This is a genomic window from Luteimicrobium subarcticum, from assembly GCF_002798015.1.
GTDB classification, from domain to species: Bacteria; Actinomycetota; Actinomycetes; order Actinomycetales; family Cellulomonadaceae; genus Luteimicrobium; species Luteimicrobium subarcticum.
This window is the reverse complement of the sequence record NZ_PGTZ01000010.1, coordinates 249,666-275,102: the sequence shown is the minus strand read 5'-3', so window position 1 is coordinate 275,102 and position 25,437 is coordinate 249,666. Positions and strand designations below refer to the sequence as shown.

At 74.7% G+C, this 25,437-nt stretch carries 21 protein-coding genes; 12 read left to right on the top strand and 9 right to left on the bottom strand.

Annotation, left to right across the window (positions count from 1 at the left end; genetic code table 11):
• Positions 1-259: 259 nt before the first annotated feature.
• Entirely contained in the window at positions 260-2,260 is a 2,001-nt protein-coding gene (locus CLV34_RS13340; protein WP_100350785.1) for a discoidin domain-containing protein, read from the bottom strand.
• A gap of 202 nt (positions 2,261-2,462) precedes the next feature.
• On the opposite strand from CLV34_RS13340, the gene CLV34_RS17285 reads away from it, so the two are divergent.
• The 4 genes from CLV34_RS17285 to CLV34_RS13320 all read left to right on the top strand — a co-directional run bounded on the left by CLV34_RS17285 (position 2,463) and on the right by CLV34_RS13320 (position 6,138).
• On the top strand, positions 2,463-4,307 hold the full coding sequence (locus tag CLV34_RS17285) for a putative protein N(5)-glutamine methyltransferase (RefSeq protein WP_342747230.1): 1,845 nt from the start codon (positions 2,463-2,465) through the stop codon (positions 4,305-4,307).
• Positions 4,308-4,354: 47 nt separating this feature from the next.
• Complete coding sequence (locus tag CLV34_RS13330; RefSeq protein ID WP_211289455.1) at positions 4,355-4,678, top strand: GNAT family N-acetyltransferase; 324 nt, start codon at positions 4,355-4,357, stop codon at positions 4,676-4,678.
• Between the two features lie 28 nt (positions 4,679-4,706).
• Positions 4,707-5,033 carry a GNAT family N-acetyltransferase gene (locus tag CLV34_RS13325; protein WP_100350784.1) on the top strand — a complete coding sequence of 109 codons (327 nt, stop codon included), beginning with the start codon at positions 4,707-4,709 and terminating at the stop codon, positions 5,031-5,033.
• An 85-nt stretch (positions 5,034-5,118) separates the two neighbouring features.
• Positions 5,119-6,138 carry a hypothetical protein gene (locus CLV34_RS13320; RefSeq protein ID WP_100350783.1) on the top strand — a complete coding sequence of 340 codons (1,020 nt, stop codon included), beginning with the start codon at positions 5,119-5,121 and terminating at the stop codon, positions 6,136-6,138.
• 9 nt (positions 6,139-6,147) lie between these two features.
• Here the strand turns inward: CLV34_RS13320 and CLV34_RS13315 are convergent, their stop codons facing one another.
• The 6 genes from CLV34_RS13315 to pgm all read right to left on the bottom strand — a co-directional run bounded on the left by CLV34_RS13315 (position 6,148) and on the right by pgm (position 12,657).
• Positions 6,148-7,401, bottom strand: a complete 1,254-nt coding sequence (locus CLV34_RS13315; protein ID WP_100350782.1) for an RNA polymerase sigma factor — start codon at positions 7,399-7,401, stop codon at positions 6,148-6,150.
• A 62-nt stretch (positions 7,402-7,463) separates the two neighbouring features.
• Positions 7,464-7,856: a YciI family protein gene (locus CLV34_RS13310; protein WP_100350781.1), complete on the bottom strand. Its 393-nt coding sequence runs from the start codon at positions 7,854-7,856 to the stop codon at positions 7,464-7,466.
• Between the two features lie 127 nt (positions 7,857-7,983).
• Positions 7,984-9,636 carry a peroxidase family protein gene (locus tag CLV34_RS13305; protein WP_100350780.1) on the bottom strand — a complete coding sequence of 551 codons (1,653 nt, stop codon included), beginning with the start codon at positions 9,634-9,636 and terminating at the stop codon, positions 7,984-7,986.
• Between the two features lie 122 nt (positions 9,637-9,758).
• On the bottom strand, positions 9,759-10,301 hold the full coding sequence (locus tag CLV34_RS13300; protein WP_100350779.1) for a hypothetical protein: 543 nt from the start codon (positions 10,299-10,301) through the stop codon (positions 9,759-9,761).
• A gap of 10 nt (positions 10,302-10,311) precedes the next feature.
• Positions 10,312-10,950 (bottom strand): TMEM175 family protein, encoded by a 639-nt coding sequence (locus CLV34_RS13295; protein ID WP_100350778.1) that lies wholly within the window; start codon positions 10,948-10,950, stop codon positions 10,312-10,314.
• A gap of 3 nt (positions 10,951-10,953) precedes the next feature.
• The gene (gene pgm / locus CLV34_RS13290) at positions 10,954-12,657 is read right to left on the bottom strand and encodes a phosphoglucomutase (alpha-D-glucose-1,6-bisphosphate-dependent) (protein WP_100350777.1); all 1,704 of its coding nucleotides are present in this window, start codon (positions 12,655-12,657) and stop codon (positions 10,954-10,956) included.
• 102 nt (positions 12,658-12,759) lie between these two features.
• On the opposite strand from pgm, the gene CLV34_RS13285 reads away from it, so the two are divergent.
• Entirely contained in the window at positions 12,760-13,662 is a 903-nt protein-coding gene (locus tag CLV34_RS13285) for a M15 family metallopeptidase (protein ID WP_245859218.1), read from the top strand.
• Positions 13,663-13,699: 37 nt separating this feature from the next.
• On the opposite strand, the gene CLV34_RS13280 is transcribed toward CLV34_RS13285, so the two are convergent.
• On the bottom strand, positions 13,700-15,280 hold the full coding sequence (locus CLV34_RS13280) for a Na+/H+ antiporter (protein WP_157803850.1): 1,581 nt from the start codon (positions 15,278-15,280) through the stop codon (positions 13,700-13,702).
• Between the two features lie 37 nt (positions 15,281-15,317).
• Between CLV34_RS13280 and CLV34_RS13275 the strand changes: the two genes are divergently transcribed.
• From CLV34_RS13275 to CLV34_RS13245, 7 genes are all read left to right on the top strand, one after another.
• On the top strand, positions 15,318-16,100 hold the full coding sequence (locus CLV34_RS13275) for an LLM class F420-dependent oxidoreductase (protein ID WP_100350775.1): 783 nt from the start codon (positions 15,318-15,320) through the stop codon (positions 16,098-16,100).
• 156 nt (positions 16,101-16,256) lie between these two features.
• Positions 16,257-17,372, top strand: coding sequence for a DUF4037 domain-containing protein (locus CLV34_RS13270; protein ID WP_245859217.1), 1,116 nt, complete (start codon positions 16,257-16,259; stop codon positions 17,370-17,372).
• Positions 17,373-17,417: 45 nt separating this feature from the next.
• Complete coding sequence (locus tag CLV34_RS13265; protein WP_100350774.1) at positions 17,418-18,377, top strand: DUF389 domain-containing protein; 960 nt, start codon at positions 17,418-17,420, stop codon at positions 18,375-18,377.
• Positions 18,378-18,457: 80 nt separating this feature from the next.
• Complete coding sequence (locus tag CLV34_RS13260) at positions 18,458-20,515, top strand: elongation factor G (protein WP_100350829.1); 2,058 nt, start codon at positions 18,458-18,460, stop codon at positions 20,513-20,515.
• A 155-nt stretch (positions 20,516-20,670) separates the two neighbouring features.
• Entirely contained in the window at positions 20,671-21,231 is a 561-nt protein-coding gene (locus tag CLV34_RS13255; RefSeq protein WP_100350773.1) for a hypothetical protein, read from the top strand.
• Positions 21,232-21,304: 73 nt separating this feature from the next.
• Entirely contained in the window at positions 21,305-22,129 is an 825-nt protein-coding gene (locus CLV34_RS13250) for a DUF5926 family protein (RefSeq protein ID WP_100350772.1), read from the top strand.
• A gap of 76 nt (positions 22,130-22,205) precedes the next feature.
• Complete coding sequence (locus CLV34_RS13245) at positions 22,206-23,048, top strand: glycosyltransferase family 2 protein (protein WP_425436242.1); 843 nt, start codon at positions 22,206-22,208, stop codon at positions 23,046-23,048.
• Here CLV34_RS13245 and CLV34_RS13240 read toward each other — a convergent pair.
• A complete protein-coding gene (locus CLV34_RS13240) occupies positions 22,990-25,419 on the bottom strand; it encodes a hypothetical protein (protein WP_157803849.1) in 2,430 nt (809 codons plus the stop codon). The genes CLV34_RS13245 and CLV34_RS13240 overlap by 59 nt on opposite strands.
• Positions 25,420-25,437 lie beyond the last annotated feature (18 nt).

The window sequence follows — 25,437 nt, the reverse complement described above, 5'->3', positions numbered from 1 at the left end:
GGCACGCTCCGAAACCCCCTCCGTGGCGTCCGCCCACCCCCCGCCCCCACGCGTCCGTCCGTCGCCTACGCAAGGTCCCTTCGCGCGCGATGCGGCGCACGCGAAGCGCCGAAACGCACGCGCACCGGCGCCGCACCGCACGCAAACCCGCACCGGCGCCGTTCCGCACGCGAAGCGCCCTTGCCTACGCGACGGCGCTTCGCGTGCGCCGAAGCGCACGCGAAGCGACCGTGCGTAGGCAAGGTCACCGCGCCCGGGGTCAGCGGTAGAGGCGCACGTCCGCGACGCTCCACCAGCTGCCCGACGACGCCGTCTGCGTCACTCGCACGTACCGCGCGAGGGTCAGCCGCAGGTCGACGTTCGTGAGCTGGCCCGTGCCGACGCCTGACGCCGCGTCACGCCAGTGCGTCCCGTCGAGGCTCGTCGAGACCGTCCACCCGCGGGCGTAGTCCCCGAGGTTCCCGCCCGCGTCGACGGCGACCCGGCGGAACACGGTCGCCTTGCCGAGGTCGACCTGCACGTACTGCCCCGGCGCCTGCGCCGCACCGGACGACCAGCGGGTCGACCCGTCGGCGTCGATCGCGAGCCCGGCGTCCCCGGCCGCCGACGACGCGGTGGCCGTCGCGTGCGCGAGCGACACCGGGACCAGCCCCGACAGGCCCGCGAACGCGGACGCCGTGACGGATCCGGGCCACGTGAACGTGGCGAGCGACCCGCCCGGCAGCGTGTACTCGACGTGCTGGGAGCCGACGGCGATCGCGACGGTCCGCGGGTCGTCGTTCTCGTTGTGCGCGACGACGACGGTCGAGCCGTCGGGGTTGCGGAACGCGACGTCCATGACCTGGCCGTTCCAGCCCGTGGTGCCGAACGACGTGGACCCGATGCGCACGGCGCCCGGCTTCACGAACTTCGAGAGGTGCCCGATCGTGTAGTACTCGGCGTTGCGCTGGACGGTCCCGTCGGCCGTGACGTCGAGGAACCCGGTGCAGGTGTCGCACCCGCCGAGGTAGGGCCCGTTCTGGTCGTCGAGCACGAGGTTCCAGTCGAGCACCGACTTGGCCCAGTTGCGGGTGGTGCCGAGGGTGATGGTCCGGGCGTGCCACTTCAGGGTGTCCTTGAAGTACTGCGGGTACGTGTCGGACGCGCCGTGCGAGCCGGAGCACTCGGTGAACCAGATGCCCTTGTCGGGGTGCGCGTCGTGCAGAGCGCTCTGTGCCGACGGGTCGCCGTAGTAGCAGTGGTACGCGGTCCCGGCGAGCCACTTGCCGGCCGGAGAGTCGAGCAGGTCGTACGGGTAGTCGTCGTCGCCGGCCTCGTCGGCGGGCGCGGACGCCACGTCGTTGGGGTGGGTCGACCAGTTGTGGTCGTAGCCGAGGATCTTGGTCCGTGGGCTCGCCTTCTTGAGCAGCGGTCCGAGGGCCTCGACGACCTTGGCCTCCTGCGCGACGCCCATGTCGGTGCCCGGGTACCCGGACGGGGTCCGGTTCTGCGGCTCGTTCTGGACGGTGAGGTAGTCGATCGGGACGCCCGCGGCGGCGTACGCCTGCACGTACTTCACGAGGTAGCGCGCGTACGCGTCGTAGTACCGCGGGTCGTCGACGAGCCGGCCGCCGACGAGCGAGCCCCCGGTCTTCATCCAGGCGGGCGGGCTCCAGGGCGTCGCGACGATCGTGACGGACGGGTTGAGCTTCTTCGCCCGGCGCAGCAGCGGCAGGATCTGGGCCTCGTCGTGCGCGACGGAGAAGTGCCGGAGCGAGAAGTCGGTCTGCCCGGCCGGGACGTCGTCGTACGTGTAGTGCGCGGACGCGGCCGTGAAGTCGGACGACCCGATCGGCTGGCGCAGGAAGCTCACGCCGATCCCGTCGGTGGGGGAGAAGAGCGAGCGCATCGCAGCGTCGCGGGCGGTCGGCGACAGCCGGTAGAGCACCGCTGCGGACGAGTCGGTGAGGGCGCCGCCGAAGCCGTCCATGGTCTGGTAGGTCTGCGTCGGCTCGACCGTGATGGTCGTCGCGTCGGTCGCGGTCGACGTGAACGGCAGCGGCGCCTGCTCGGTGAGCCGCTGCGAGCCGTCGACGGTCGTGAGCCAGACGCGGGCCTGTCCCGCAGCGGTGCCCCCGCCGTCGTGGGCGGTCGCGGTCGGCGCGGCGACGGCCGCGAGCGTGATCGCGGTGGCGATCGCGGTCCCTGCCGCGAGGGCGCGCCGGGCGTGCCGGGGACGGTGGGATCGGGGTGCGGGGGATGGCGTCGTCGGTGACGTCATGATGCTTCCTCTCATCGTCGAGCGGTGCGTCGTAGGGTGGCGGCCCGATGTGCGGCAGGCGCCCACCGGACGATCCACCGCTGTGGAACACCCTGTGGAACACTTCCGCCATCGATCCCGCTGCTCTCCATCCAGACACGCGCTCACAACCCTGTCAACGAGGCTCGTTATGATCCACAGATGGAACAGAACGGATCGGGGTGTGCCTAGGCGCCCGTCCGGCCGCGTCACCGTCCGTCAGGTCGCCGACGCGTCCGGCTACGCCGTCGGGACGGTGTCGCGCGCGCTGTCCGGGCATCCCGCCGTCGCACCCGCCACGCGCGATGCGATCCGTGCGGTCGCCGCCCGCCTCGGCGCCGACGTCCCGCCGCCCCCGAGCCCGGACGGCCCGGTGCTCGTCCGCTGCCCCTACGTGCTCGACGACTACTTCGGACGCGTCGTGACCGCCGTCGCCGAGGCGCTCACCGCCGCGGGCCGTCGCGTCGTCCTCGACACGGGCGAGTCGGCGCGCGACCGCGGGCCCACGGAGACGCTCGCCGACGACGGGTACGCCGGCGCCGTCCTCGTCCTGCCGCCCGAGCCGGTGCGCGCCCTCGAGGACCTGCGCGCCCGACGCGTCCCGTTCGTCGTCGTCGACCCGCGTGACGCGCTGCCCGCGGACGTCCCGTCCGTCTCGGCCGCACACCTCACCTCGTCGCGCGACCTCACACAGCACCTCCTCGACCTGGGTCACCGCCGCATCGGCGTCGTGTCCGGGCCGCCCGACTGGCTCGCCAGCCGCGCCCGCCTCGCCGGGCACGCGTCGGCGCTCGCGGACGTCGGCCTGCTGCCCGACCCGAGCCTGCGCCGCAGCATCCACGCCACCGCGGACGAGGGCTTCCGCGCCGCCGGCGAGCTGCTCGACGAGCCGGGTCCGGGCGGTCCACCGACGGCGATCGTCGCCTTCAACGACAAGGCGGCGTCGGGCGTCCTGCGCGCGGCCGCAGAGCGCGGGCTCCGGGTGCCGGACGACCTGTCCGTCACCGGGTTCGACGACCTCGACCTCGCGCGCTCGACCGTCCCACCGCTCACGACGGTCCACCAGCCGCTCGAGGAGATGGGCCGCATGGCCGTCTCGCTGCTGCTGCGGCTCGTCGCGCACCAGCCCGTCGACGCGCTGCACGTGTCGCTCGCGACGCAGCTCGTGGTGCGGGGCTCGACGGGCACGGCGCCCGGCGTCACCCCCGACACCTCCGCCCCCGTGCGCCCAGGCCGTGCGTCGGCCGACCGCGACGCGGTGGTTGCGCGCCTGCGCGCCGCAGGGTGCGTGTTCGCGGAGGACGAGGCCGACCTGCTCCTCGACGCCGCGGGTGCGCCGGGCGCTCTCGACGCGCTCGTGGCCCGCCGCGTCGCGGGCGAGCCGCTCGAGCACCTGCTGGGCTGGGTCGCGTTCGGCGGCCTGCGGGTCGCGGTCGGTCCGGGGGTGTTCGTCCCGCGGGTCCGGACGCAGGTCATGGCGGACGAGGCGACCCGCCTCGCGCTGGACGCCGGCCCCGAGCCGACCGTCGTCGAGCTCTGCTGCGGTGCGGCGGCGGTCGCGGCGGTGGTCCGACGCCGGCTCGCCGACGCGGGCCGGTCCGTCCGGACGCACGTGGCGGACGTCGACCCGGTCGCGGTGACGTGGGCGCGCCGCAACGTGGGCCCGGACGCCCGCGCCACGGTCGGCGACCTGTACGACGCGCTCGACCCGTCCGTCCGCGGGCGCGTCGACGTGCTCGCCGTGAACGCGCCGTACGTCCCGTCCGGCGAGATCGCGCACATGCCGCCCGAGGCGCGCGACCACGAGCCGGTGGTGGCGCTCGACGGCGGTTCGGACGGGCTGGACGTGCAGCGCCGCGTGATCGCGGAGGCGCCGGTGTGGCTGGGTCCGGGCGGGAGCGTGCTCGTGGAGTCGAGCGTCGCGCAGGCGCCGGCGACCGCCGCGCTCATGGAGGAGGCCGGCCTGGGCGTCCGCGTCGTGCACGACGACGACGTCGACGGGACGGTCGTCGTCGGCACCCGCCGTTGACCTGTGCTTGTTCGTGCGAGGGCCTCGGCGGGTGGGATCATCGGAGCATGACCCCCACCGCCCGCGCGAGCCACATCGAGTTCGAGGTCGTCGACAACCCTGACGAGTCCCGGTACGAGGCACGCACACCCGACGGCGAGGTGGTCGGCGCGTGCGACTACCGGCGCAGTGCCACCCCGGAGGGGTCACGGATCGTGTACCCGCACACGTTCGTCCTGCCCGAGCTCGAGGGGCAGGGCATCGCCGCGACGCTCGCCCACCACGCGCTCGACGAGGCCCGCGACCAGGGCGCGCAGGTCGTCCCGGCGTGCTGGTTCATGGAGGGGTACATCGAGCGTCACCCGGAGTACCAGGACCTCGTGGAGCGCTGATCCGGGACGGCACCGGCAAGATGGGGGCATGGCTGAACCCACCCCGGTGGCGGTGACCGACCACCCCGACCACGACCGGTTCGAGGCGTCGACCGCGGACGGCGCCTTCGCGGGCCTGGTCGCCTACCACCGCACGCCGGGCCGCATCGTGCTGGTGCACACGGTCGTGCCGGATGCCTTCGAGGGCCACGGCGTCGGGTCGCAGCTCGCGCGCTCCGTGCTGGACGCGGCGCGCCGCGCAGGCGAGGACGTGGTCGTGGTCTGCCCGTTCGTGCGCGCCTTCGTGCAGCGGCACCACGACTGGGACGACATCATCGTGCCGGTCCGTCCGGGGGACCTGCCGCTGGACAGGTGACCCGCGCGACGGACCGCAGCATCGTGACGGCTCTGTGACCTGCGGTTCCTCGACGCGGTGGACGACCAGGCGGGACGCTGGACGTGTGGAGCGTCGTGGCGTCGCGAGCGTGGTCGGGATCCTCGCTGCCGTGGGTGTGCTCGGCACGGGAGCGTGGTGGATGACGACGTCCCCGGACCACGTCCCGGTCGCCGCCGTCGTCGCCCCGGTCGCCGACGCGCAGCCGGACATCATGTGCCCGCGCCCGGGCAGCGACCTCGACCCGGAACCCGAGACCACACCCGCACCGAGCCCGACGCGCTCGCTGGTCCCGGGGCGGGTCCCGGACGGGTTCGGCCCGGTCGCCGCGGTGGAGTGCGTCACCGGCGACGACGTCACGGACGCGCAGGGGCGCTGGTCGACGTTCGAGACCGTCCGGTACGAGGGGGACGTGCAGGGGTTGGTCGACGCACTCGCCACCCCGGACGAGCGGGCTCCCGTGAACGCGGCGTGCAACGCGATCGCCGAGGCGATCCCCGACCTGTGGCTCGTCGACGCGTCGGGCCGTGCGGTGCTCGTGCACTGGCCACGCGACGCCTGCGGCCTCACCCAGGACGTGACGCGGACGGCGCTGAGCCGGATGACGGTGGCGAGCACCACGACGACCCGGAGGACGCTCGCGGAGCCCGCGGCCGCGATCGACTCAGGGTGCTCGACGGGCTGGAAGCTGATGCCCCCGGGGCGGGGGCCGACCGTCGCCGACGGGGCCCCCGATCCCGCGACGGTGGCACCCGCGTCAGGCGCGTCGGACGACGGCGCCCGCAGCGTCTGTCGGTACGCCGTGGACCCGGCGCAGGCCATCGGAGAGGGCGCCGCGGTCGTCCAGGTCGGCACGTTCGCCTCCGGGGAGCGGGTGCCGGGCGCACGGCTCGCTGCCGCGGTCGCGTCGTCAGCCGACCCGGCTCCCAGGTGCACGAGGACACCGACGTCGTTCGCCGTCATCGACCCGTCGGACAAGGGCGGCGCGGTGCGGTGGGTCGAGCTCGACGGGTGCCACCGCACCTGGACGGACGGGTCGACGGCGACCCGCGCGTCGGTCGCGCTCCTCGCGCTCGTCCGCGGCTGACCCGGCGCGTCAGACGACGGGCCCGCCGCCCAGCGCCGCGGCCCGGGCGCGCAGGTAGCGCTGCTCCGGCAAGGACGTGGCGAGGTCGGCGGCGACGTCGTACTCGGCGCGCGCCTCGTCGTCCTGGCCGAGCCGTTCGAGCAGGTGCGCGCGGACGGCGTGGAGGCGGTGGTGACGCAGCATCCCGCGGTCGGCGCGCAGCGGCTCGACGACGGCCAGCGCGGCCGCAGGCCCGTGCACCTCGCCCACGGCCACCGCCCGGTTCAGGGTGACGGCCGGGCCGGGCGCGACGTCGTCGAGCATGCCGTAGAGCACCTCGATCTGGGCCCAGTCGGTCGCGTCGGCGGTGGGCGCCTCGTCGTGGACCGCGGCGATCGCGGCCTGGAGCTGGAGAGGTCCCACCGGCCCGACGGGCAGCGCTGCCTCGACCAGCGCGACGCCCTCCGCGACGAGCGCCGCGTCCCACCGGGCCCGGTCCTGCTCCGCGAGGGGGACGAGCGACCCGTCGGGCGTCGTCCGGGCGGCGCGCCGCGCGTGCGTGAGCAGCAGCAGCGCCAGGAGCCCGGTCACCTCGGTGTCGTGCGGCACGAGCCGGTGCAGCTCACGCGCGAGCCGCACCGCCTCGACGGCGAGCGACACGTCGTCGAGCGCGCCCGCGACGGTCGACGTGTGACCCTCCGTGTAGACGAGGTGGATCACGTGGGTGACGGCGGAGACGCGGTCGGGCAGGTCGTCCGCGGGCGGCAGGACGAACCGTGCCCCCTGGTCGCGCAGGCGCGCCTTCGCCCGCGAGATGCGCTGCGCCACCGTCGCCTCGGGCACGAGCAGGCCGCGCGCGACCTGCGCCGTCGTCAGTCCCGCGACGGCCCGCAGCGTCAACGCGACCTGAGACGCCGGCGGCAGCGTCGGGTGGCAGCACAGGAGCAGCAGGGTGAGCGTGTCGAGCGCCCCGGTGTCACCACCGCCGACGGCGTGCGGCTCGTCGGCAGGGCGGGTGACGAGGGCGTCCGCCGGGGTCCGCGCCGCGTCGGAGAGCTCGCGGCGCTCGCGGGCGGTGTCAGCACGCCACGCGTCGACGTACCGGCGGGACGCGACCCGGATCAGCCACGCCTTCGGGTCGTGCGGGACGCCATCCGTCGGCCACTGCCGGGACGCCGCCAGGAGGGCTTCCTGGACGGCGTCCTCGGCGCGGTCGAAGTCGCCGTGGTGCCGGACGACCGCGGCGAGGACGTCGGGCGCCCACCGGCGCCAGGCGGCTGCCACCGCGTCGGACGCGGCGTCCGACGCGGAGTCGGACGCGGCCGCGTGGCCATCACCGTCCGTGGTCAGGCGTCCTCACCGTCCCCCCACATGGCGGGGCGCAGCTCGATGGTGTCGCCCGGCCCGGTGAAGCGCGCGGCGAGCGACTCGGCGCGCTCGCGCGTCGCGCAGTCGAGCAGGAAGAACCCGGCGAGGTGCTCCTTCGACTCGGCGTACGGGCCGTCGGTGACGACGTGCCCGCCGTCGCCCCACCGATACACGGTCGACGACGTGGGTGCCGCGAGCGCCTCGGCCGTGACGAGCTCGCCGGACGCGGAGATCTCGGCGAGCATCGCGTCGAAGGCGCGGCCGGACGCCTCGCGCTCGGCCTGCGGGACCGCGCGGCCCGCCTCGGTGTGCTCGATGGTCGGGTGACCCCACGGGTCGGGGTTGGAGTGGATCAGGACGACGTACTTCACGGTGACCTCCGGGTCGCGGTGCTCGAGCCTCGAGCATGGTGCAGACCGGGTCGGCCTGCACCGGGGACGTCGGAGCGAGGACCCGGTTTTCGACACGTGCCGGGAACCGGGTCCTTCCGGGACGCCCTCAGGCGCCGTGGACGGCGAAGTTCACCAGGTCGGCGAGGGTGAACCGGTCGGGTTCCTTCGACGGCAGGGTGGGCGTCCACGTCGGGTCGACGGACAGGAACGACAGCGGGTCGCCGGCGAGCAGCCCGACGAGCACCTCCGCGACGATCCGCCCGCCGACGGGTCCGAGGTGGGCGCCGTTCGCGGTGACCTCGGCCTCGCGGAGCACGTAGAACCACAGGGGCGTGTGGCCGGCGAGCCGGTCGCGCACCGCGTGGGGGACCGCGACGGCCTCGCGGTCGCCGTCGGCGTCGTACAGCTCCTCGGGCGTGAGGGGGGTGATCGCCATGCAGCGGGCGACGTCCTCGCCGCACGGGATCCCGAGCTGCATCCCACGCAAGAGGTTGCGGACGGCGAGCTCCTGGGCGAGGGCCTTGGGCATGCCGGAGACGACCGTCTCCTTGCCGGCCACCGAGTCCGGCAGCGTCGACAGGGGCCGGGCGAGGACGTGGTCGATCTTGTAGGACGGCTGCGGCAGGTGGTCGTCCTGCGGTCCGGCGGTGTCGTCGATCCCGGAGAGGAAGTACTTCCACTGGAACCCCCACTCGCCCGGCAGCTCGCGGAACCCGTTGAGGTTGTGGAGCGGGTCGGCGTCGTGGGAGAAGATCGGGATCCGGTCGGCGTCCGTGACCCCGCGGACGGGCAGCGGGATGCGGTCGTTGATCGCGTACGACGGCCGGACCATCGAGTGCCCGTAGCGGTAGGCCGCCACCGAGAACTCGACGGGCATGAACGGGTCATCGTTCCAGTCGAAGTAGCGCAGGTCCGCGACGGTCGACTCGACGGTCCCGCCGCCGGGCACCCGGTACTCGTCCGTCACGAGGATGTCGTCGACGACGTCCTGCCCGACGAGCCGTGGCAGGAAGTCGTGCACGACGACCCACTGGTAGTGCCAGCGCACCTCCTGCTGGGCGAGCTTGAACACGTCGTCGTGGCTGAGGCCCGAACCGGCCGTGTCGGCGAGCACGCGGTCGACGACCTTGTTGTGCAGGCGCAGGATCGCGGACTGGAGCTGTGAGACGACGAGGTTCTCGTCGTTGCGGGGGTCGCCGATGAGCGCGACCTTCGTGGTCTCGGTGCGTGGCAGGTCCGGGCCCTCGAAGTCGGGCGTGGACGACACCGGCTTGCCGACCGTGAGGTGCAGGCCGTCGTGCTCGTACAGGAACGGCTCGTCGGACGGTCCCCGCCCGTAGACGTTGTCGAGGTCGAACCGCGGGGTCCGGTAGTCGGTCAGGGCGTCCGGGTCGGACTGCTTGGTCAGGCTCGAGACCGGGTCGAACGTGATGTCGTGGTCCACGAACTGGCCGAAGTAGGTGTACCCGGCGGGGAGGCGGAGCTCACCGTCGTCCAGGGTGGCGGTGTTCTCGTCGTCGTCGACCTCGCCGAGCGGCTTGTCGATCTTGCCGCCCTCGAGCTCGGCGACCATGGCCTCGCCGAGTGCAACCAGGTCCTTCGCGGACTGCGACCACACGGGGACGTGACGGAACATGCGGCCGAAGCGCCCGCGCGTCGTCGAGGACGCCGGGGTGGTCGCGAGCCCGCGCGGCGGGGTGCCGTGCGGTCGGGGTGCGGTCGGGGTCGTGGGCTGTGGCTGCCCGGTCAACGCGCTCATCGGAGTCCTCCCGGTATGACGAGCCGTCGGGGCACGGACGTGCTCCACCTGGGGGGAGGGTGCGTCGGGCGCTTCCGTGACACCGGTGCTCCGGGCGACGGGCGCGGTGTCGAGCCGCGCGGTCAGTACCGCGTGAGCCCGGGGACGTCGCCGTCATCCGGCGGGTTCGGTGGTGTCGAGCCCGCCCGCTTCTTGCTCCTCGCCGCGCGGCCGGCGCGGGTGTTGCGCAGGGCCACACGCACCGTCAGGCCCGTCACGACGAGAAAGCCGATGATGATCACCGCTGGGACGAGCGCGATCACGTGGCTGCGCGTGGTGTCCGGGACCACGGCCCTGCCGCTCCAGGGGACGACGTGCGCGGTCCACGCCTCGTGCTGCGTGCCGTCGGACGTCCATGCGGCCGCCTCGAACGCGCCGTCCGGGTTGCGGTACCCGTGCGGCGCGAAGATGCCGTGCCACGTGCAGGACTCGTGAGACCCGTGCTTGTCGTGGGTGGTGTGGCACTCCTCGTTCGTGGGCGTGTAGGTGCCGTGGGTGCCGAGCCCCGCGGTCGCGACGAGGGTGTTGACGTACGTCCCGCCCCAGTACCAGGCGAGCGGCAGCGCGATGGCGGCGACGACGGCGAGCACGCTCACGACGACGGGGAAAGGGCTGGCGGGCTTCACGCGCGAGAACCTACCGCGCGGGGCGCGAGATGCGGTCCTCCACCAGGCCGGCGGGGACGAGGAGCAGCATGCCCCACATCCCGACGCCCGGGACCGTGGCGGCGAGCACGAGCGCCAGCGCCGCCGCGGCCGGGGTGGCCCACGACCGCGCCGTCGGCGCGCGTCCGTCGAGCTTGCCGGACCGCCACAGGTCCGCGTACTCGAGGCGTCCGGCGACGAGCGCGACGAGCACCGTGCCGATGTAGAGCACGGGCGCGCTGCGGTCGCCGTGCGGCGCCTCGACGACCAGGAGCGTCGGCAGCGGCAGCACGACCACGGCAGCGAGCCAGACGACGTGCAGCGTCGCCGTCCGGGGCGTGTACCCGTGGGCGCGCTCGAACACGCGGTGCTGCGGACGCCACAGCACCCAGATCACCAGGAAGCTCAGGGCCGCCGCACCGAGGCCGGCGCGGTGGTCCTGGACGAACTGCCAGGCCGTCCGGTCGTCGAGGTCCTGGGCGGCGTCGACGAGCGGCAGGACCACGAGGGTGATCGCGATCGCGACCACCGCGTCCCCGAACACGAGCAGGCGCTCGAGTCCGCGCTCACCGCCGGTCCCGGTGTCGTCCGCCGCGACCTCGTCGTCCGCACCGCCGCCGCCCGCCGACACGGCTCAGCCGCCGAGCGCGTCGCCCACGACGTCCTTCGCCTCGGCCTGCACCTGCTCCAGGTGCTCCGCAGACACGAACGACTCGGCGTAGATCTTGTACACGTTCTCCGTGCCGGACGGCCGGGCCGCGAACCAGGCGTTCTCGGTCGTCACCTTGAGCCCGCCGATCGCGGCGTTGTTGCCGGGCGCCTCGGTCAGCTTGCCGGTGATGGGCTCGCCGGCGAGCTCGGTCGCCGTCACCTGGTCGGGCGACAGCTTCGACAGCGTCGCCTTCTCCTCGAGCGTCGCAGGGGCGTCGACGCGCGCGTACCAGGACTCGCCGTACTGCGCGACGAGGTCGGCGTGGTGCTGCGACGGCGTCCGCCCGGTCTTCGCGAGGATCTCGGACGCGAGCAGCGCGAGGATGATGCCGTCCTTGTCGGTCGTCCAGACGCGGCCGTCGAGCCGCAGGAACGAGCCGCCGGCCGACTCCTCGCCGCCGAACGCCACGGACCCGTCGAGCAGCCCGGGGACGAACCACTTGAAGCCCACCGGCACCTCGACGACCGTCCGCCCGAGCCCCGCGACCACCCGGTCGATCAGCGCCGACGACACCAGCGTCTTGCCGACCGCGGCGTCCGGCTGCCAGCCGGGACGATTCGGGGTGCCGTCCGGCCCGGTGCCGTACAGGTAGGCGATCGCGACCGCGAGGTAGTGGTTCGGGTTCATGAGGCCCGCGTCGGGGGTCACGATGCCGTGCCGGTCGGAGTCGGCGTCGTTGCCCGTCGCGAGGTCGAAAGGGGTCTTGCCCTCGGCGTCCGGCTCCATGCGGTGCCGCAGCGACGCCATCGCGTACGGGGACGAGCAGTCCATGCGGATCTTGCCGTCCCAGTCGAGCGTCATGAACGACCAGGCCGGGTCGACCTCCGGGTTCACGACCGTGAGGTCCAGCCCGTACGTCTCGCCGATCGCCGCCCAGTACTCCACCGACGCCCCGCCGAGCGGGTCGGCGCCGATGCGCACGCCGGCCTCGCGGATCGCCTCCATGTCGACCACGTTGCGCAGGTCGTCCACGTACGCCGTGAGGTAGTCGTGCTTCTGCGTGCTGGGGACGCTGAGCGCGACCGACAGCGGCACGCGCTTCACCTGGTCGACGCCGCTGCGCAGGATCTCGTTGGCGCGGTCCGCGATCCAGCCCGTGGCCTCCGACCCGGCCGGGCCGCCGTGCGGCGGGTTGTACTTGAACCCGCCGTCACGCGGCGGGTTGTGGGACGGCGTCACGACGATCCCGTCGGCCAGCTCCGGCCCCTGCGTGCGGACGCCGTCGACCGTCGTCGCGCCGTTCGCCGTGAGGATCGCGTGCGACACCGCAGGAGTGGGCGTCCACGAGTCGCGAGCGTCGATGCGCACCTCGACGCCCGCCGCGGCGAGCACCTGGAGCGCCGACTCCCAGGCCGGCAGAGACAGCGCGTGCGTGTCGCGCCCGATATAGAGAGGGCCGTCTGTGCCCTGGCTCGCGCGGTACTCCACGATCGCCTGCGTGATCGCGACGATGTGGTCCTCGTTGAACGCCGCGTCGAGGCTCGAGCCGCGGTGACCCGACGTCCCGAAGACCACCTTCTGCGCCGGATCGTTCACGTCCGGGTGCAGGTCGTAGTACGCGCCGACCACGGCGTCGACGTCGATGAGGTCCGAAGGCTGAGCGGGGGTACCGGCGCGTGGATCCATGCGTCTCATCCTGCCAGCGCGCGCCTCCCCACGCGCGGGTCCGCACGGGCGGGTCGGACGCGGGCGTGAAGGGCCGGAGCGTGGCCTCCGTAGGATCGACCCATGACCGCGACGGGGCGCCGCACGCCCGAGCCGCCCCACGTCGGACGCGCGCGTCGTCCGCCGGCGTCGCGGCGCGCCCGGGCCGAGGCGGCCGCGCGGGAGCGCGCACGGGCGCGACGGGCCCGGCGACGGCGCCGCATGACGCTCCTCGTCCTGGTCCCGGCGCTGGTGGTGGGCGGTGCGGTCGCGGCAGCGGTCGCCATCGACCCGTCCAGCACGCCCGAGCACGCCGACGCCGCGGCGCGCGTCGATCGCCCCGCCCCGAGCCCGACTCCTCGGGCGACCCCGACCCGCGCCGCGACCCCCGCCGAGCCGACCTTCACCGCCGCCCAGCTCGACGACCCGACGAGCACCCTCGTCGTCGTGGACAAGCAGCGGCCGTTCCACCCGAAGGACTGGGCGCCGGCCGACCTCGTGCGCGTCGGCACGGGCAGCGAGCAGCTCCGCCCCGAGGCCGCGACCGCGCTCGGGCACCTGTTCGCCGCCGCGAAGAAGGCCGGCAAGCCCCTGGTCGTGCACAGCGCGTACCGGTCGTACCCCGTGCAGGTGAGCACCTACGAGGGCTGGGTCGCGAAGTTCGGCAAGAAGAGCGCGGACGCGCAGTCCGCGCGCCCGGGGTACTCGGAGCACCAGAGCGGGCTCGCTCTCGACGTGCTCGACGCGGGCTCGTGCGGGGCGCTGTCGTGCTTCGGGACGACCCCGCAGGCCGCGTGGCTCGGTGCGAACGCGTGGCGGTACGGGTTCGTCGTGCGGTACCCGAAGGGCGAGCAGGCCGTCACCGGGTACGTGTACGAGCCGTGGCACATCCGGTACGTGGGCACTGCGGTCGCGAAGGGCATGCACGACAGCGGCGAGACCGTCCTGGAGACGTACGTCGGCCTGCCCGCCGCGCCCGACTACTGACGAGTGCCCGCGCCCGACTACTGACGAGCGCCCGCGCTCAGTGCTGCTCGCGCCGCGCCCGGGACTCGACGTCGTCGAGCACCTCGTCAGCGGCCTCCGCGCTGACCTCGCCGCGAGCCCGGGCGTCGACGACGAAGTCCCGCTCCGCCTCGCTCGCCCGCTCCAGCAGGCCTTCGAGGGCGTCCTCGTCCCCGTCGTCGTGGTCGTCGTCCGCACGCCCGCGGCGCGCCTCGAGCAGTGCGTCCTGCGCGGCGAGGTACCCCTCGTACTGCAGGACGACGGCGTCGCGCACCCGCGGCGGGGTGCGTCGGTCGACGTCGGTGCGGACGACGTCGAGCGCCTGGGCCGTAGCGGCGCGGCGCAGGTCCGCGGCCTCGGCGGCGATGTCGCCCTCGGTGCCGACGCCCAGCCGGGTGACGAGCGGCGCGAGCGTCAGTCCCTGCACGACCAGGGTGACGAGGACCGTCGCGAGCCCCACCACGAGCACCTCGGTGCGCCAGGGGAACGCCCCGCCGCCGGCGTCGGCGTCGACCGTCAGGGGCAGCGCGAGCGCGGACGCGACCGTCACGACGCCGCGCATTCCCGCCCACGACACGACGAGCGCCTCGCGCGGGCTGCCCGGCACGGCCTGCGGCAAGCGCGCACCCCGGCTCGCCAGGTACGACGCGGGGAAGACCCACACGAACCGCACCACCACGAGCGCGGCGACCACCGCGGCGGCCACCGCGACCGTCGACCGGTCGAGCACGTCGTCCTCGAGGACGGCCGTCAGCTCGAACCCGATGAGCACGAACACGAGCCCGGTGACGATCCAGTCGAGGTAGTTCCACACGGCCCGGCCGAGCAGCCACCCGCCGCTCGTGTAGGAGCGGTGGCCGCGCGTCCGCAGGTACAGGCCGAGGACGAGGACGGCGAGGACGCCCGACCCGCCGAGGTGGTCCGCCCCGACGTACGCGGCGAACGGGACGGCGATCGTCACGGTGGTCTGCGGCGCGGCGTCGTCGAGGCGGGCGAGCGCGAGCCGGGTCAGCCAGCCGGCCACCAGCCCGACCCCCACACCGACGACGACGCCGAGCACGAAGCTCACCCCGATCGCGCCCGTCGTGGCGTGCCCGGCGACCACCGCACCCACCGCCACCTTGTACATGACGAGGGCGGTCGCGTCGTTGAACATGCCCTCGCCCTCGAGGACGGCGACGAGCCGGCCGGGGAGGCGCAGGCGCCGCGCGACGGCGGTCGCGGCCACCGGGTCGGGCGGGGACACGATCGCGCCGAGGACCGCCGCCGGACCCCACGGCATCCCGAACGCGTGCGCGACCACGGCCGCGACCACCGCGCTCACGACGGTCAGCCCGACGGCGAGCACGAGGATCGGCTTGGCGTTGTCCCGGAACTCGCGGGCCGACGCGCGCTGCGTCGCCGCGAACAGCAGCGGGGGCAGCACGACCGGCAGGATGAGGTCCGGGTCGACGCGCAGCTCGGGCACGTGCGGGAACAGCGGGACCACGAGCCCGAACACCGTGAGCAGCACCGGCTGCGGGATGCGCAGTCGCTCCGCGACCGGGCTCAGCACGACGATCCCCGCGACGAGGACGGCGAACAGCAGGAGCTCCGGCACGTCCCTCACGGTAGCGGCGCGGGCATAGGCTCGTCGGGTGACCGACCGTAACCTGCGCATCGCCGTCCAGCTCCAGCCCCAGCACGCCGAGTACGGCCAGATCCGCGACGCGGTCCTCCGCGCCGAGGAGCTGGGCGTCGACGTGGTGTTCAACTGGGACCACTTCTACCCGCTCAGCGGCGACCCCGACGGCCTGCACTTCGAGTGCTGGACCATGCTGGGCGCCTGGGCCGAGCAGACCGAGCGCGTCGAGATCGGCGCCCTCGTCACCTGCAACTCGTACCGCAACCCCGACCTGCTGGCCGACATGGCCCGCACGGTCGACCACATCTCGGGCGGCCGCCTGATCCTCGGGATCGGCGCGGGCTGGTTCGAGAAGGACTACGACCAGTTCGGGTACGAGTTCGGCACCCCGGGCACCCGGCTCGCGGACCTCGCCGAGGCGATGCCGCGCATCAAGAACCGCCTGGCCGTCGGCAACCCGGCACCGACCCGCGAGATCCCGATCCTCATCGGCGGCGGCGGCGAGAAGAAGACCCTGCGGATCGTCGCCGAGCACGGCGACATCTGGCACTCCTTCGGCGACGTCGAGACGCTGACCCGCAAGTCCGCCATCCTCGACGAGCACGGCGCGGCCGTCGGTCGTGACACCGCCGCGCTCGTCGAGCGGTCCGTCGAGGTCGGCCGGCACTCGCCCGCCGAGGTGGGTGACGCGCTCGTCGCCGCGGGCGCGTCGCTGTTCACCGTCGGCGTCAACGGGCCGGACTACGACCTGAGCGCTGCGGCGGAGTGGGTCGCCTGGCGCGACGCCCAGCGCTGACCCGCCCTTCCGCTCCGCCCTGCCGCGCTCCCCGCTCCGCCCTGCCGCCGTGCGGGTGGTTGCCCACCCGAAACACGATGAATGGGTGGGTGACCACCCGTTCGGGGCGGGGCGATCGCCTGGTCGGCGCCGGTCGACCTCGCTAGCGTGCACGGCGTGAGCAGCGGCGACAGCGTGACCAGCGGCGGTGGCGTGAGCAGAGCCCCGGAGGTTCCCGGCGGCGCGGAGCTCGCCCGCCGGTATCACGACGACGTCGTCGGCCCGATCCTCGCGGCCGAGGGCATCGCGTGGGCGGGTGCGCGGCTCGGGAGCGGGTCCGACGTCCTCGGGTTCGACGACGCCACGTCGCGTGACCACGACTGGGGGCTACGCCTCACCGTCGTCGTCGCGGAGGACGACGTCGCGGGAGTCGACCGGCTCCTCGCGGACCGCCTGCCCGCCACGTGGGCCGGTCAGCCGACGCGCTTCCCGGTCACCTGGGACCCGCAGCCGCGGCACCGTGTCGAGGTCCTGACCGCGCACGACCTCGCGACAGCTCGCCTCGGCCTGGACCCCCGGCCGGTCCTCGACCCGCGGCCAGGCTCCGACCCGCGGCCCGGTCTGGCGCCGTGGCAGTGGCTCGGGCTGACGGGCCAGAGCGTCCTGGAGGTCGTCGCCGGGCCCGTCTTCCACGACGGACCGGGTGAGCTCGCCGCGCTCCGCGCCGCCGTCGCCGGCTACCCGGACGACGTCCGCCGGTACGTCGTCGCGTCCGCGTGGGCGCACCTCGGGCAGGAGCTCCCGTTCGTCGGGAGGTGCGGCAGTCGCGACGACGAGCTCGGCTCGGCCGTCGTCGCCGGGCGGCTGGCGCGCGTCCTGATGCACCTGGGGCACGTCCTCGAAGGGCGTTGGGCCCCGTACGGCAAGTGGCTCGGGACGTCGTTCGCCGGGCTGCCCGGGTCGGCGTCGGCGGCGGGCGACCTCCGCGGCGCCCTCACGGCGACGACGTGGCGCGAGCGCGAGGCGCGGCTGGTCGCCGCGACGGACCGGCTGCTCGACGTCCAGCGAGCCACGGGTCTGCCGGCGCCGGAGCACGCGACCGAGGCTTTCCACGACCGCCCGTTCCGCGGGGTCACGGGCGTTCCCGAGGTCGTCGCGGCCGGTGTCACGGACACCGCGGTGCGTGCTCTCCCGCACGGCGTGGGCGCGGTCGAGCAGTGGGTCGACGACGTCCACGTGCTCATGGACCCGGCGCGGAGGCTCGCCGTGGCGCGGGCGGCCCTCGCGCCCTGACCCGCCTGCCCGGCGGGCGGTCGCGCCGGGGGGTACGTTGCGGCGGTGATCCACCTCCGCCTCGTCGTCTCCGCGGACCTCAGCCCGCGCGTCGTCGGCCTCCTGCGCGACGACGACGCGACGACGGACGTCGTCCTGGTCGCGGGCGCGGCGCAGCAGCCCGAGGGCGACCTCGTGCTCGCCGACGTGACGCGGGAGGCCGCGTCGGCGGTCATCGACCGGCTCGTCGACCTCGGCGTGCCGGACGACGGGTCCATCTCCGCGCAGGAGGTCGACACCGTCGTCTCCGCCGCTGCGGACCGCGCCGAGCAGGCGGCACCGGGTGCGCCGTCCGACGCGGTGGTGTGGCAGGAGCTGCAGAAGCGCGCGGGCTCCGAGACCCGGCCGTCCGTGACGTTCTGCGTGCTCATGGCCGTCGCGTGCGTCATCGGCATGATCGGCGTGCTGACGAACCAGCCCGTCCTCGTCGTCGGCGCGATGGCGGTCGGGCCGGACTTCGGCCCGCTCGCCGCCCTGGCGCTGGGCGTGGTCCGGCGCAGCCGCGAGATGCTCCTGGGCGGCCTGCGCGCGACGGTCCTGGGCTACGGGTGCGGGGTCGCGGGGGCGGCGGTCGGTGCGCTGCTGCTGCGCTGGTGGGGTCTGCTCGACCCGGCCGACCTCGTCGCGAAGCACGCCATCACCGACTTCGTCTACCACCCCGGCGGCCTGAGCTGGGTCGTCGCGTTCCTCGCGGGCGTCGCCGGTGCGGTCTCGCTGGCGACCGAGCGGACCGGCGCGCTCGTGGGCGTCCTCATCTCGGTGACGACGATCCCGGCCGCCGGCGTCCTCGGGGCGTCGCTCGCCTTCGGGGTCGGTGACGAGGCGTGGGGCGCGGCGGTCCAGCTCGCGGTCAACGTCGTGATGATCGTCGCCGGCTCGTTGACGGCGCTCGGGGTGCAGGCCCTCTCCCAGCGCACGGGCCGCCGCGGTGACGCTCCCCGCGGCGCGGCGCGCAGGGCCGCCTGAGCGACCCCGCGCTCGCGCGGTCGCGGCCCGGCGGCGCGATCATGGGACGGTCGACGACGACGCATCCCCGGGAGGTCGGCATGAGCGCGACGGACGCAGACCGACGCCGACCCCGCACGGTCGCGCTGGTCGGGCACGGCGGCTGCGGCAAGACGACGCTCGCGGAGGCGCTGCTGCACCGCGCGGGCGCGCTGCAGCGGCCGGGACGCGTCGAGGACGGCACGACCGTGAGCGACCACGAGCCCGAGGAGGCCGCGCACGGCATGTCCGTGACGCTCGGCGTCCTGTCGCTCCCCTGGACGGCGCCGGGCGGCACGCCGTGCACCGTGACGCTGCTCGACGCGCCCGGCCACCCGGACTTCGCGGGTGCGGTCGACGCGGCGCTGTCGGTGGCGGACGCCGCGGTCGTCGTCGTGAGCGCCGTGGACGGCGTCGCGGCGGGCACCCGGGCGGCATGGGCGGCGGCCGCGTCGGCGGGAGTGCCGCGGCTGGTCGTCGTGACGCAGGAGGACCGGGCGCGTGCGGACTTCCACGGGACGCTCGACGCGCTGCGCGACGCGTTCGGCGCGGGGGTGGTGCCGCTCGAGCTGCCGCTGGGCGAGGAGCAGGCGTTCCACGGCGTGGCCGACGTGCTCTCGGAGCACGCACGCGACTACGACGCGGACGGCACGGCTCACGACGTCGACGTCCCCGACGACGTCGCCGCCGAGGAGCACGCCGTGCACGTCGAGGTCGCCGAGGACATCGTGTCCCACGACGACGCCCAGCTCGAGGCGTACCTGGCGGGCGACGAGCCCGACGCCGCGGCGCTCGGCCGCACGCTCGCCCGTGAGGTCGCGGACTGCGAGGCGTTCCCGGTGCTGGTCGCCTCGGGAGTGACGGGAGCGGGGGTGGACCGGGTCGCGGACGCCCTGTGCGAGCTGGTCGCCCTGCGGGCGGGACGCGTGCTCCTGGGCGACGTGTCCGCGGACGACGACCCCGTCGCCGTCCCCGTCGACCCGGACCCTGCCGGCGAGCCCGTGCTGCACGTGTTCCGGACGTTCGCGGACCCGTTCGTGGGCCAGGTCTCGGCGTTCCGGGTCCTGTCGGGCACGGTCCGGGCGGGCGACCGGCTGCGCAACGGCTCGACGGGCACGGAGGAGCGCCTGCACGGCCTGTTCCGCCTGCAGGGCAAGGAGCACGTCCCGGCGGACGACGTGTTGGCGGGCGAGGTGGCGGCGGTCGCGAAGCTCACGGGCACGCCGACGGGCACGCTGCTGTGGGCGCGCCCGGGTGCTGCGCGCCCGGCGGGACCGGTGCCGCGCCGCCCGGTGCACGGCCTGGCCGTGGCGCCCGTCTCGCAGGCCGACGACGACCGCATGTCGACGGCGCTCGCCCGGCTCGTCGCCGACGACCCGTCCCTCGCGGTCGAGCGGGCGGGCGACGCGACGGTGCTGCGCGGCCTCGGGGACACCCACCTGACGGTCGCGCTCGAGCGGCTCGCGCGCCTCTTCGGGGTGCACGTGACGACGGGCCCGGTGCCGGTCGCGTACCGGGAGACGGCCGCGCGGCCCGCGGAGGCGGAGGGCAAGGTCAAGAAGCAGTCGGGTGGGCACGGACAGTTCGCGGTCGTGCGGCTGCGCGTCGCGCCCCGCCCGGCGGGCAGCGGGACCGAGCTCGTCGACGCGGTCGTGGGCGGCGCGATCCCGCGGGCGTTCCTGCCCGCGGTCGAGAAGGGCGTCGTGGACGCGCTCGCGTCGGGCGGCCCGCAGGGTCACCCGGTGGTCGACGTCCGGGTGGAGGTCTTCGACGGCAAGGCGCACTCGGTGGACTCGTCGGAGGCGGCGTTCCGTGCCGCGGCCGCGGCGGGCGTCCGGGAGGTGCTCGCTGCCGCGGGGACCGTCGTCCTCGAGCCCGTGTCGCGCGTGACGGTCACCGTGCCCTCCGACCTGCAGGGCGCCGTCCTCACCGATCTCTCGGGGCGCCGCGGCCACGTCGTCGCCACGGACCAGGGCGCGGACGGCGCGACCCGCGTCGTCGCGCACGTCCCGGAGGTCGAGCTCGCCCGCTACGTGCTGGACCTGCGGTCGCTCACGGGGGCGCGCGCCGACCTCGCCGTCGAGCACGACCACTACGAGGCGGTCCCCGCACGGCGCTGAAGGACTCGTCCGGACGCGCCGCCGCCGCCTTCGTGTCACGATCCGGCAACAATGTAAGCGGCCTTGAGAAACCACGCGTGTGACGAGGCAGACTCCGCCCTGGCGCGCCGGCATCCCTGCCGGTCACCGCCTCTCACGGTTCGAAGGAGAATGGCGTGAAGATCAGCACCCGACGCGTCGCAGCCCTGTTCAGCGGCGCGGCCCTCGTCCTCGCAGGAAGCGTCCTGGTAGCCCCCACCGCGCAGGCGGCCACGTCCTGCGTGACGACGGCGAACACGTCGAACTACCGCACGGTGGCCTGCTCGACGATCACCAGCAAGTCGTCGACGTTCGTGGTGGCCGACTCGGACGGGGTCATCAACAGCACAGGGCAGACCGCGACCCTCGAGTGCTCGATCACGAAGTCGGCCACGGTGTCGATGTCCGTGTCGACCACGCTCGAGGCCAGTGTCAAGGCCGGGATCCTCGCCGACTTCAAGGCGTCGGTGGGGGTCTCCATGTCGGCGTCGGTGACGACGGAGTCGTCGATCAAGACCTCCGTCAGCGTTCCCGCGCACAAGACGATCCTGTGCGAGCGCGGCATCGTGAAGTACACGCTCAAGGGCCAGACCGTCTACACGACGACCAACATGGCGACGGGCTCGACGTCCAAGAGCACCAAGACGTGGACGATCGCCGGACCGACCTCGAAGACCTGGAAGCTCGTGCAGCAGTGAGCTGAGCGGGGGTCCCTCGCACGGGGGACCCCCGCACGCTCCCGCCCCGCCCTCGCCACTAGACTCGGGCACCATGGCGTCCTCCACCTCTTCCGACTTCGTGCTCCGTCCCTTCGCCGGGCTGCCCGGCGAGCCCGACTGGGTGGCCCTGCGCGAGGTGGTCCCCGCGGCGACCGCGACCGCCCGCACCACGAAGGAGCACGGCGCGCGCGACGTCGTCGTCACGACGGTCCTCCCGGCCGGGTGGCACGCCCTGCACCGCGAGGACGGCACGATCCTCCTCGCGCTCCAGGCCGCGGGCGCCACCGGCGACACGAGCCGTTACCTCGCGGCCGCGCTGCTCGAGGCGATCGACAACGAGCCCGGCACGTCCGTCGTCCTGGTCGACCTGCCCGAGCCGGGGCCGCGCCTCCAGGACGTCCTCGACCTGGACGTCCCGTTCGAGGTCACCGTCCAGGACGGCTTCGACTACTGGCTCGACGCGTCGGCCGAGCGCACCCCCGAGCTCGTCCAGTCGCTCGAGGAGGCCGCGGGGACCATCATCCCGACGGTCAAGCTCGACGCCGTCCCGTCCGCGTACTGGTGCCGCATGAACCGCGAGTTCCTGCGCTGGGCCCTCCCGCAGGACGAGGAGACCGTCATCGACGCGATCTCCCGCCTCCAGGCGCGGCGCGCGTCGGGCTTCGCGGGCGGGAAGTTCGTCGGAGCCTTCCGCTCGTCGGGTCTCGTCGTGCCCGTCTGGGAGCTGCCGCGTGGCACCGAGGCAGCCGACCTCGAGGGGCCGGTGGCCGAGTTCGCGAAGACGCTCGACGCGGCGCTCGCGGACGACGCGCCGCTGGACGCGAACGAGCGGCGCGCCCGCGCGGGCATCGTGGCCCGCCAGGTCACGCTGCGCTGACGTCCGGGAGCCCCACGATGGACGCCCCCGCGCGCGGCGCGACGCCGACGCCCGCCCACGCACTAGGGTGGGCCGTGTGACCCAGGACGACAGTCCGCAGGACGCCGCCTCGAGCGGCATCCCCGCGTCACCGGGCGAGCTCCCGGTCGCGAAGACCACCCGTGTCCCGACGCCGGAGGGGGTCCGGTTCCGGCAGCGGGTCGCGGTGATCATCCCGGCCAAGGACGAGGCGAAGCGGATCGCGGCGACGATCCGGTCGGCGCGCGCCATCCCCAACGTCGACCTGGTCCTCGTGGTCGACGACGGGAGCGAGGACGCCACCCAGCACGTCGCGCGGGACGCGGGCGCGGTCGTCGTGCGCCACCCGCACAACCGCGGCAAGGCGGCGGCGATGGAGACGGGCGCGCTGGTCGTCGCGATGCGCGACGTGCCGGGCCGCCCGCCACGGCACCTGTTGTTCATCGACGCGGACCTCGGCGAGACGGCGGTCGCGACGGCCGCGCTCGTCCCGCCGGTCATGCAGGGCGTCGCCGACATGGCGATCGCGATCATCCCGCCGCAGCCCGGTGCGGGCGGCCACGGCTTCGTGGTGGGCGCGGCGCGCCGGGCGATCCAGTCGCTGACGGGCTGGACCCCCAAGCAGCCCCTGTCCGGGATGCGCTGCATCACGCGCGAGGCGTTCGAGACGGGCACGCCGCTGGCGCGCGGCTGGGGCGTCGAGGTCGGGCTGACGATCGACCTGCTGCGGCGTGGCTACGTGGCCGTCGAGATCCCGTGCGAGATCCGGCACCGCCCGTCGGGCAAGGACTTCAAGGGGCAGATGCACCGGGCGGCGCAGTACCGCGACGTGCAGCTCGCGATCAACTCGCGTCGGATCCGTCGGACGGCGGGCGCGGTGCGGCCGCACCACGGCTCCTGACCCCCAGCAGCCAGTCCGCGTACACGGCGAGGAGCACGGGCAGCGCGACGAGGATCCCGGTCGCGGGCACGAGGATCCCGGAGTCGTTCGCGAGGAACCCCAGGCCGAGGATCGTCGTGGTGGCCACGATCCCGGGGCCGAGCATCGGTGCGTCGTGCCCGAGCTGGCTGAGCGGGGTGTCCCGCGTGAGCCACTCGAGCGGGCTGCCGGCCGGCCGGACCAGAGCGCCGCGCAGCGGGCGGCCGAGCACCAGGACCAGCACGAGCACGCCGCCCGTCACGACGAGGGCGAGCGGGTTGGTCAGGGTGGCGAAGTTCTGGCCGAGCTTGCGCGTCAGCACGGCGGACTGCCCGCCGTGGAGCACGTCGTCGACGAACCGCCCGAGATGGGTCCGCTGCTCGGGCGGGCGGAGGTAGTCGGAGACGGCGAGGGCGACGACCACCAGCGCCGCGCCCACGAGGACGACGAGGACGCGGCGCCAGGTGAGCCGGACGCCGGCGGCGAGCAGGGTGAGCAGGGCGAACCCGACGACGAGCCCGGGCGGCCCGCCGAAGTCGGCGCCGACGCTCGGCAGACCGTCGATCGCGGTGGCGACGACCCCGACGACCGCGACCACGACGGCGGCGGCGCGGCGCCGACCGCGCAGCACGAGCGGGTTGGCGAGCGCGACGGCGAGCATGACGCTCGCGGTGGCGAACAGCGCGAAGGACGTGTTGTTGATCCCGTAGAAGCGACCGGCGACCATCGGCTGCGTCCCCATGAGGCCGCTGAGCTGGAGGGTCGCGCCGGTCACCGCGTCGAGGGCGAGGACGCCTGCGGTGACGCCGCCGACCACGCCGAGGGGCCACAGGAGCGGGCGGCGCCACGGCATCGCGGTCGCGACGGCCGTGATGAGGGCGACCCAGCCGACGACGACGGCTGTCAGCACCCAGCCGGGGGAGCCGGCACGCCACCACGGCACGAGGTTCGCGAGCGTCGTCGCGACGGGCAGCGAGCCCAGCGCGACGCCCGCGGTGACGAGCGCGCGGAGCACGCCGTCGGGATGCCGGCGCAGCCACTGCCCGGCGCCACCGAGCCAGCGGGCGTCGACGCGGAGCCCCAGCACGACGAACACGTAGAGGAGCAGGTTGGCGAGCACGAGGAACACGTAGAAGCCCGCGATGAGGGGTCGCGCGGCGGACGCGTGCTCGCTGACGTCGACGAGCGCGTGGAGGCGCGCGGTGCCGTGCGTGCCGGACGGCGCCGTGCCGATCGCCGAGCCGACGGTGACCTCGGGCGCCACCGGGATCCCGAGCGCGTCGGTGACGGTGACCTGCACGTCCGTCGTCTGGACGAGCCCGGGCTGCCGCGTCGACGAGGACGCCAGCACGGTGGTGCCGTCGGACGCGTCACCGTCGGTGGACAGGGCGGGGCCGGTGCCCAGCGCGAGCTGCAGGTGGGGCGTGGTGCCGGAGTCGGCGAGCGACACCACGAGCACGTCGGTCGCCGCCGGGGACGGTCCGGCGGCCACGGCCCGCAGGACGGCGCCGACCCGCGCGTCCACGGCGGCGACCTGCTGCGCGTGCGCGTCGGCACCGGGGGTCCCGTCCTGCGCGCCGGCGCTCGTTCTGCCGTCGACGGTGACGCTGCCGGCGTCCACGACGACGAGGTCGCTCGACCCGAGCGCCGCGCGCACGGCCGTGCCCAGCGCCGCAGGGTCCGTGGGGAGGTCGACGTGCGTCCCGACGACGGCGCCGTCCGCGTCCGAGACCGCGATCGCCGCACCGGGGCCGATCGACGTGACCCGGGTGCCGGCGGCGCGCGCCGCGTCGCCCAGGGCGCCCGGCCGGGCGTCGAAGTCCTGCCCGTCGACGGCCGCGGTGTACTCGTCCCAGGCAGGGACGCGTCCGTCGGCGCCGGGCTCGACGAGGGTGCGGCAGTCGGGCTGGGTGCGGTCGTCCGCGGCCCGGCGGCCGGTCGACACGGCGAGCCACCCGTCCGCGGGGCAGGTGCTGGCGCCGACGGAGCGGACCACGTCGAGGCCGGGTGCGACGGCGAGGGTCTCGCCGGCGCCGCCGGTGCCGCCGGCGCTGCCGGACGACGTGCGGGCCGCGGCCAGTGCGCGCCAGCCGCCCAGGGCCCGCCAGATCTCCGGGGTCGCGGTCGGCGACACGTCCTCTGCCCGCAGGCCGCCGGTCCCGACGAGCACGAACGGCCCGCGTGATGCGTCGCCCTCGGCCGCTGCGGGCCCGGCCGCTGCGGGTCCGGCCGTACCGGCGAGCAGCGCGAGCAGGGTCGTCACGAGCAGGGCCAGCACGACACCGGGGCTCCGGCGCGCGCCGGGCGGACTGAGCGGTACGCGTGGCACAGCGGGGCGGAGGGCGTCGGGCACGGGCCCAGCCTAGGTGCG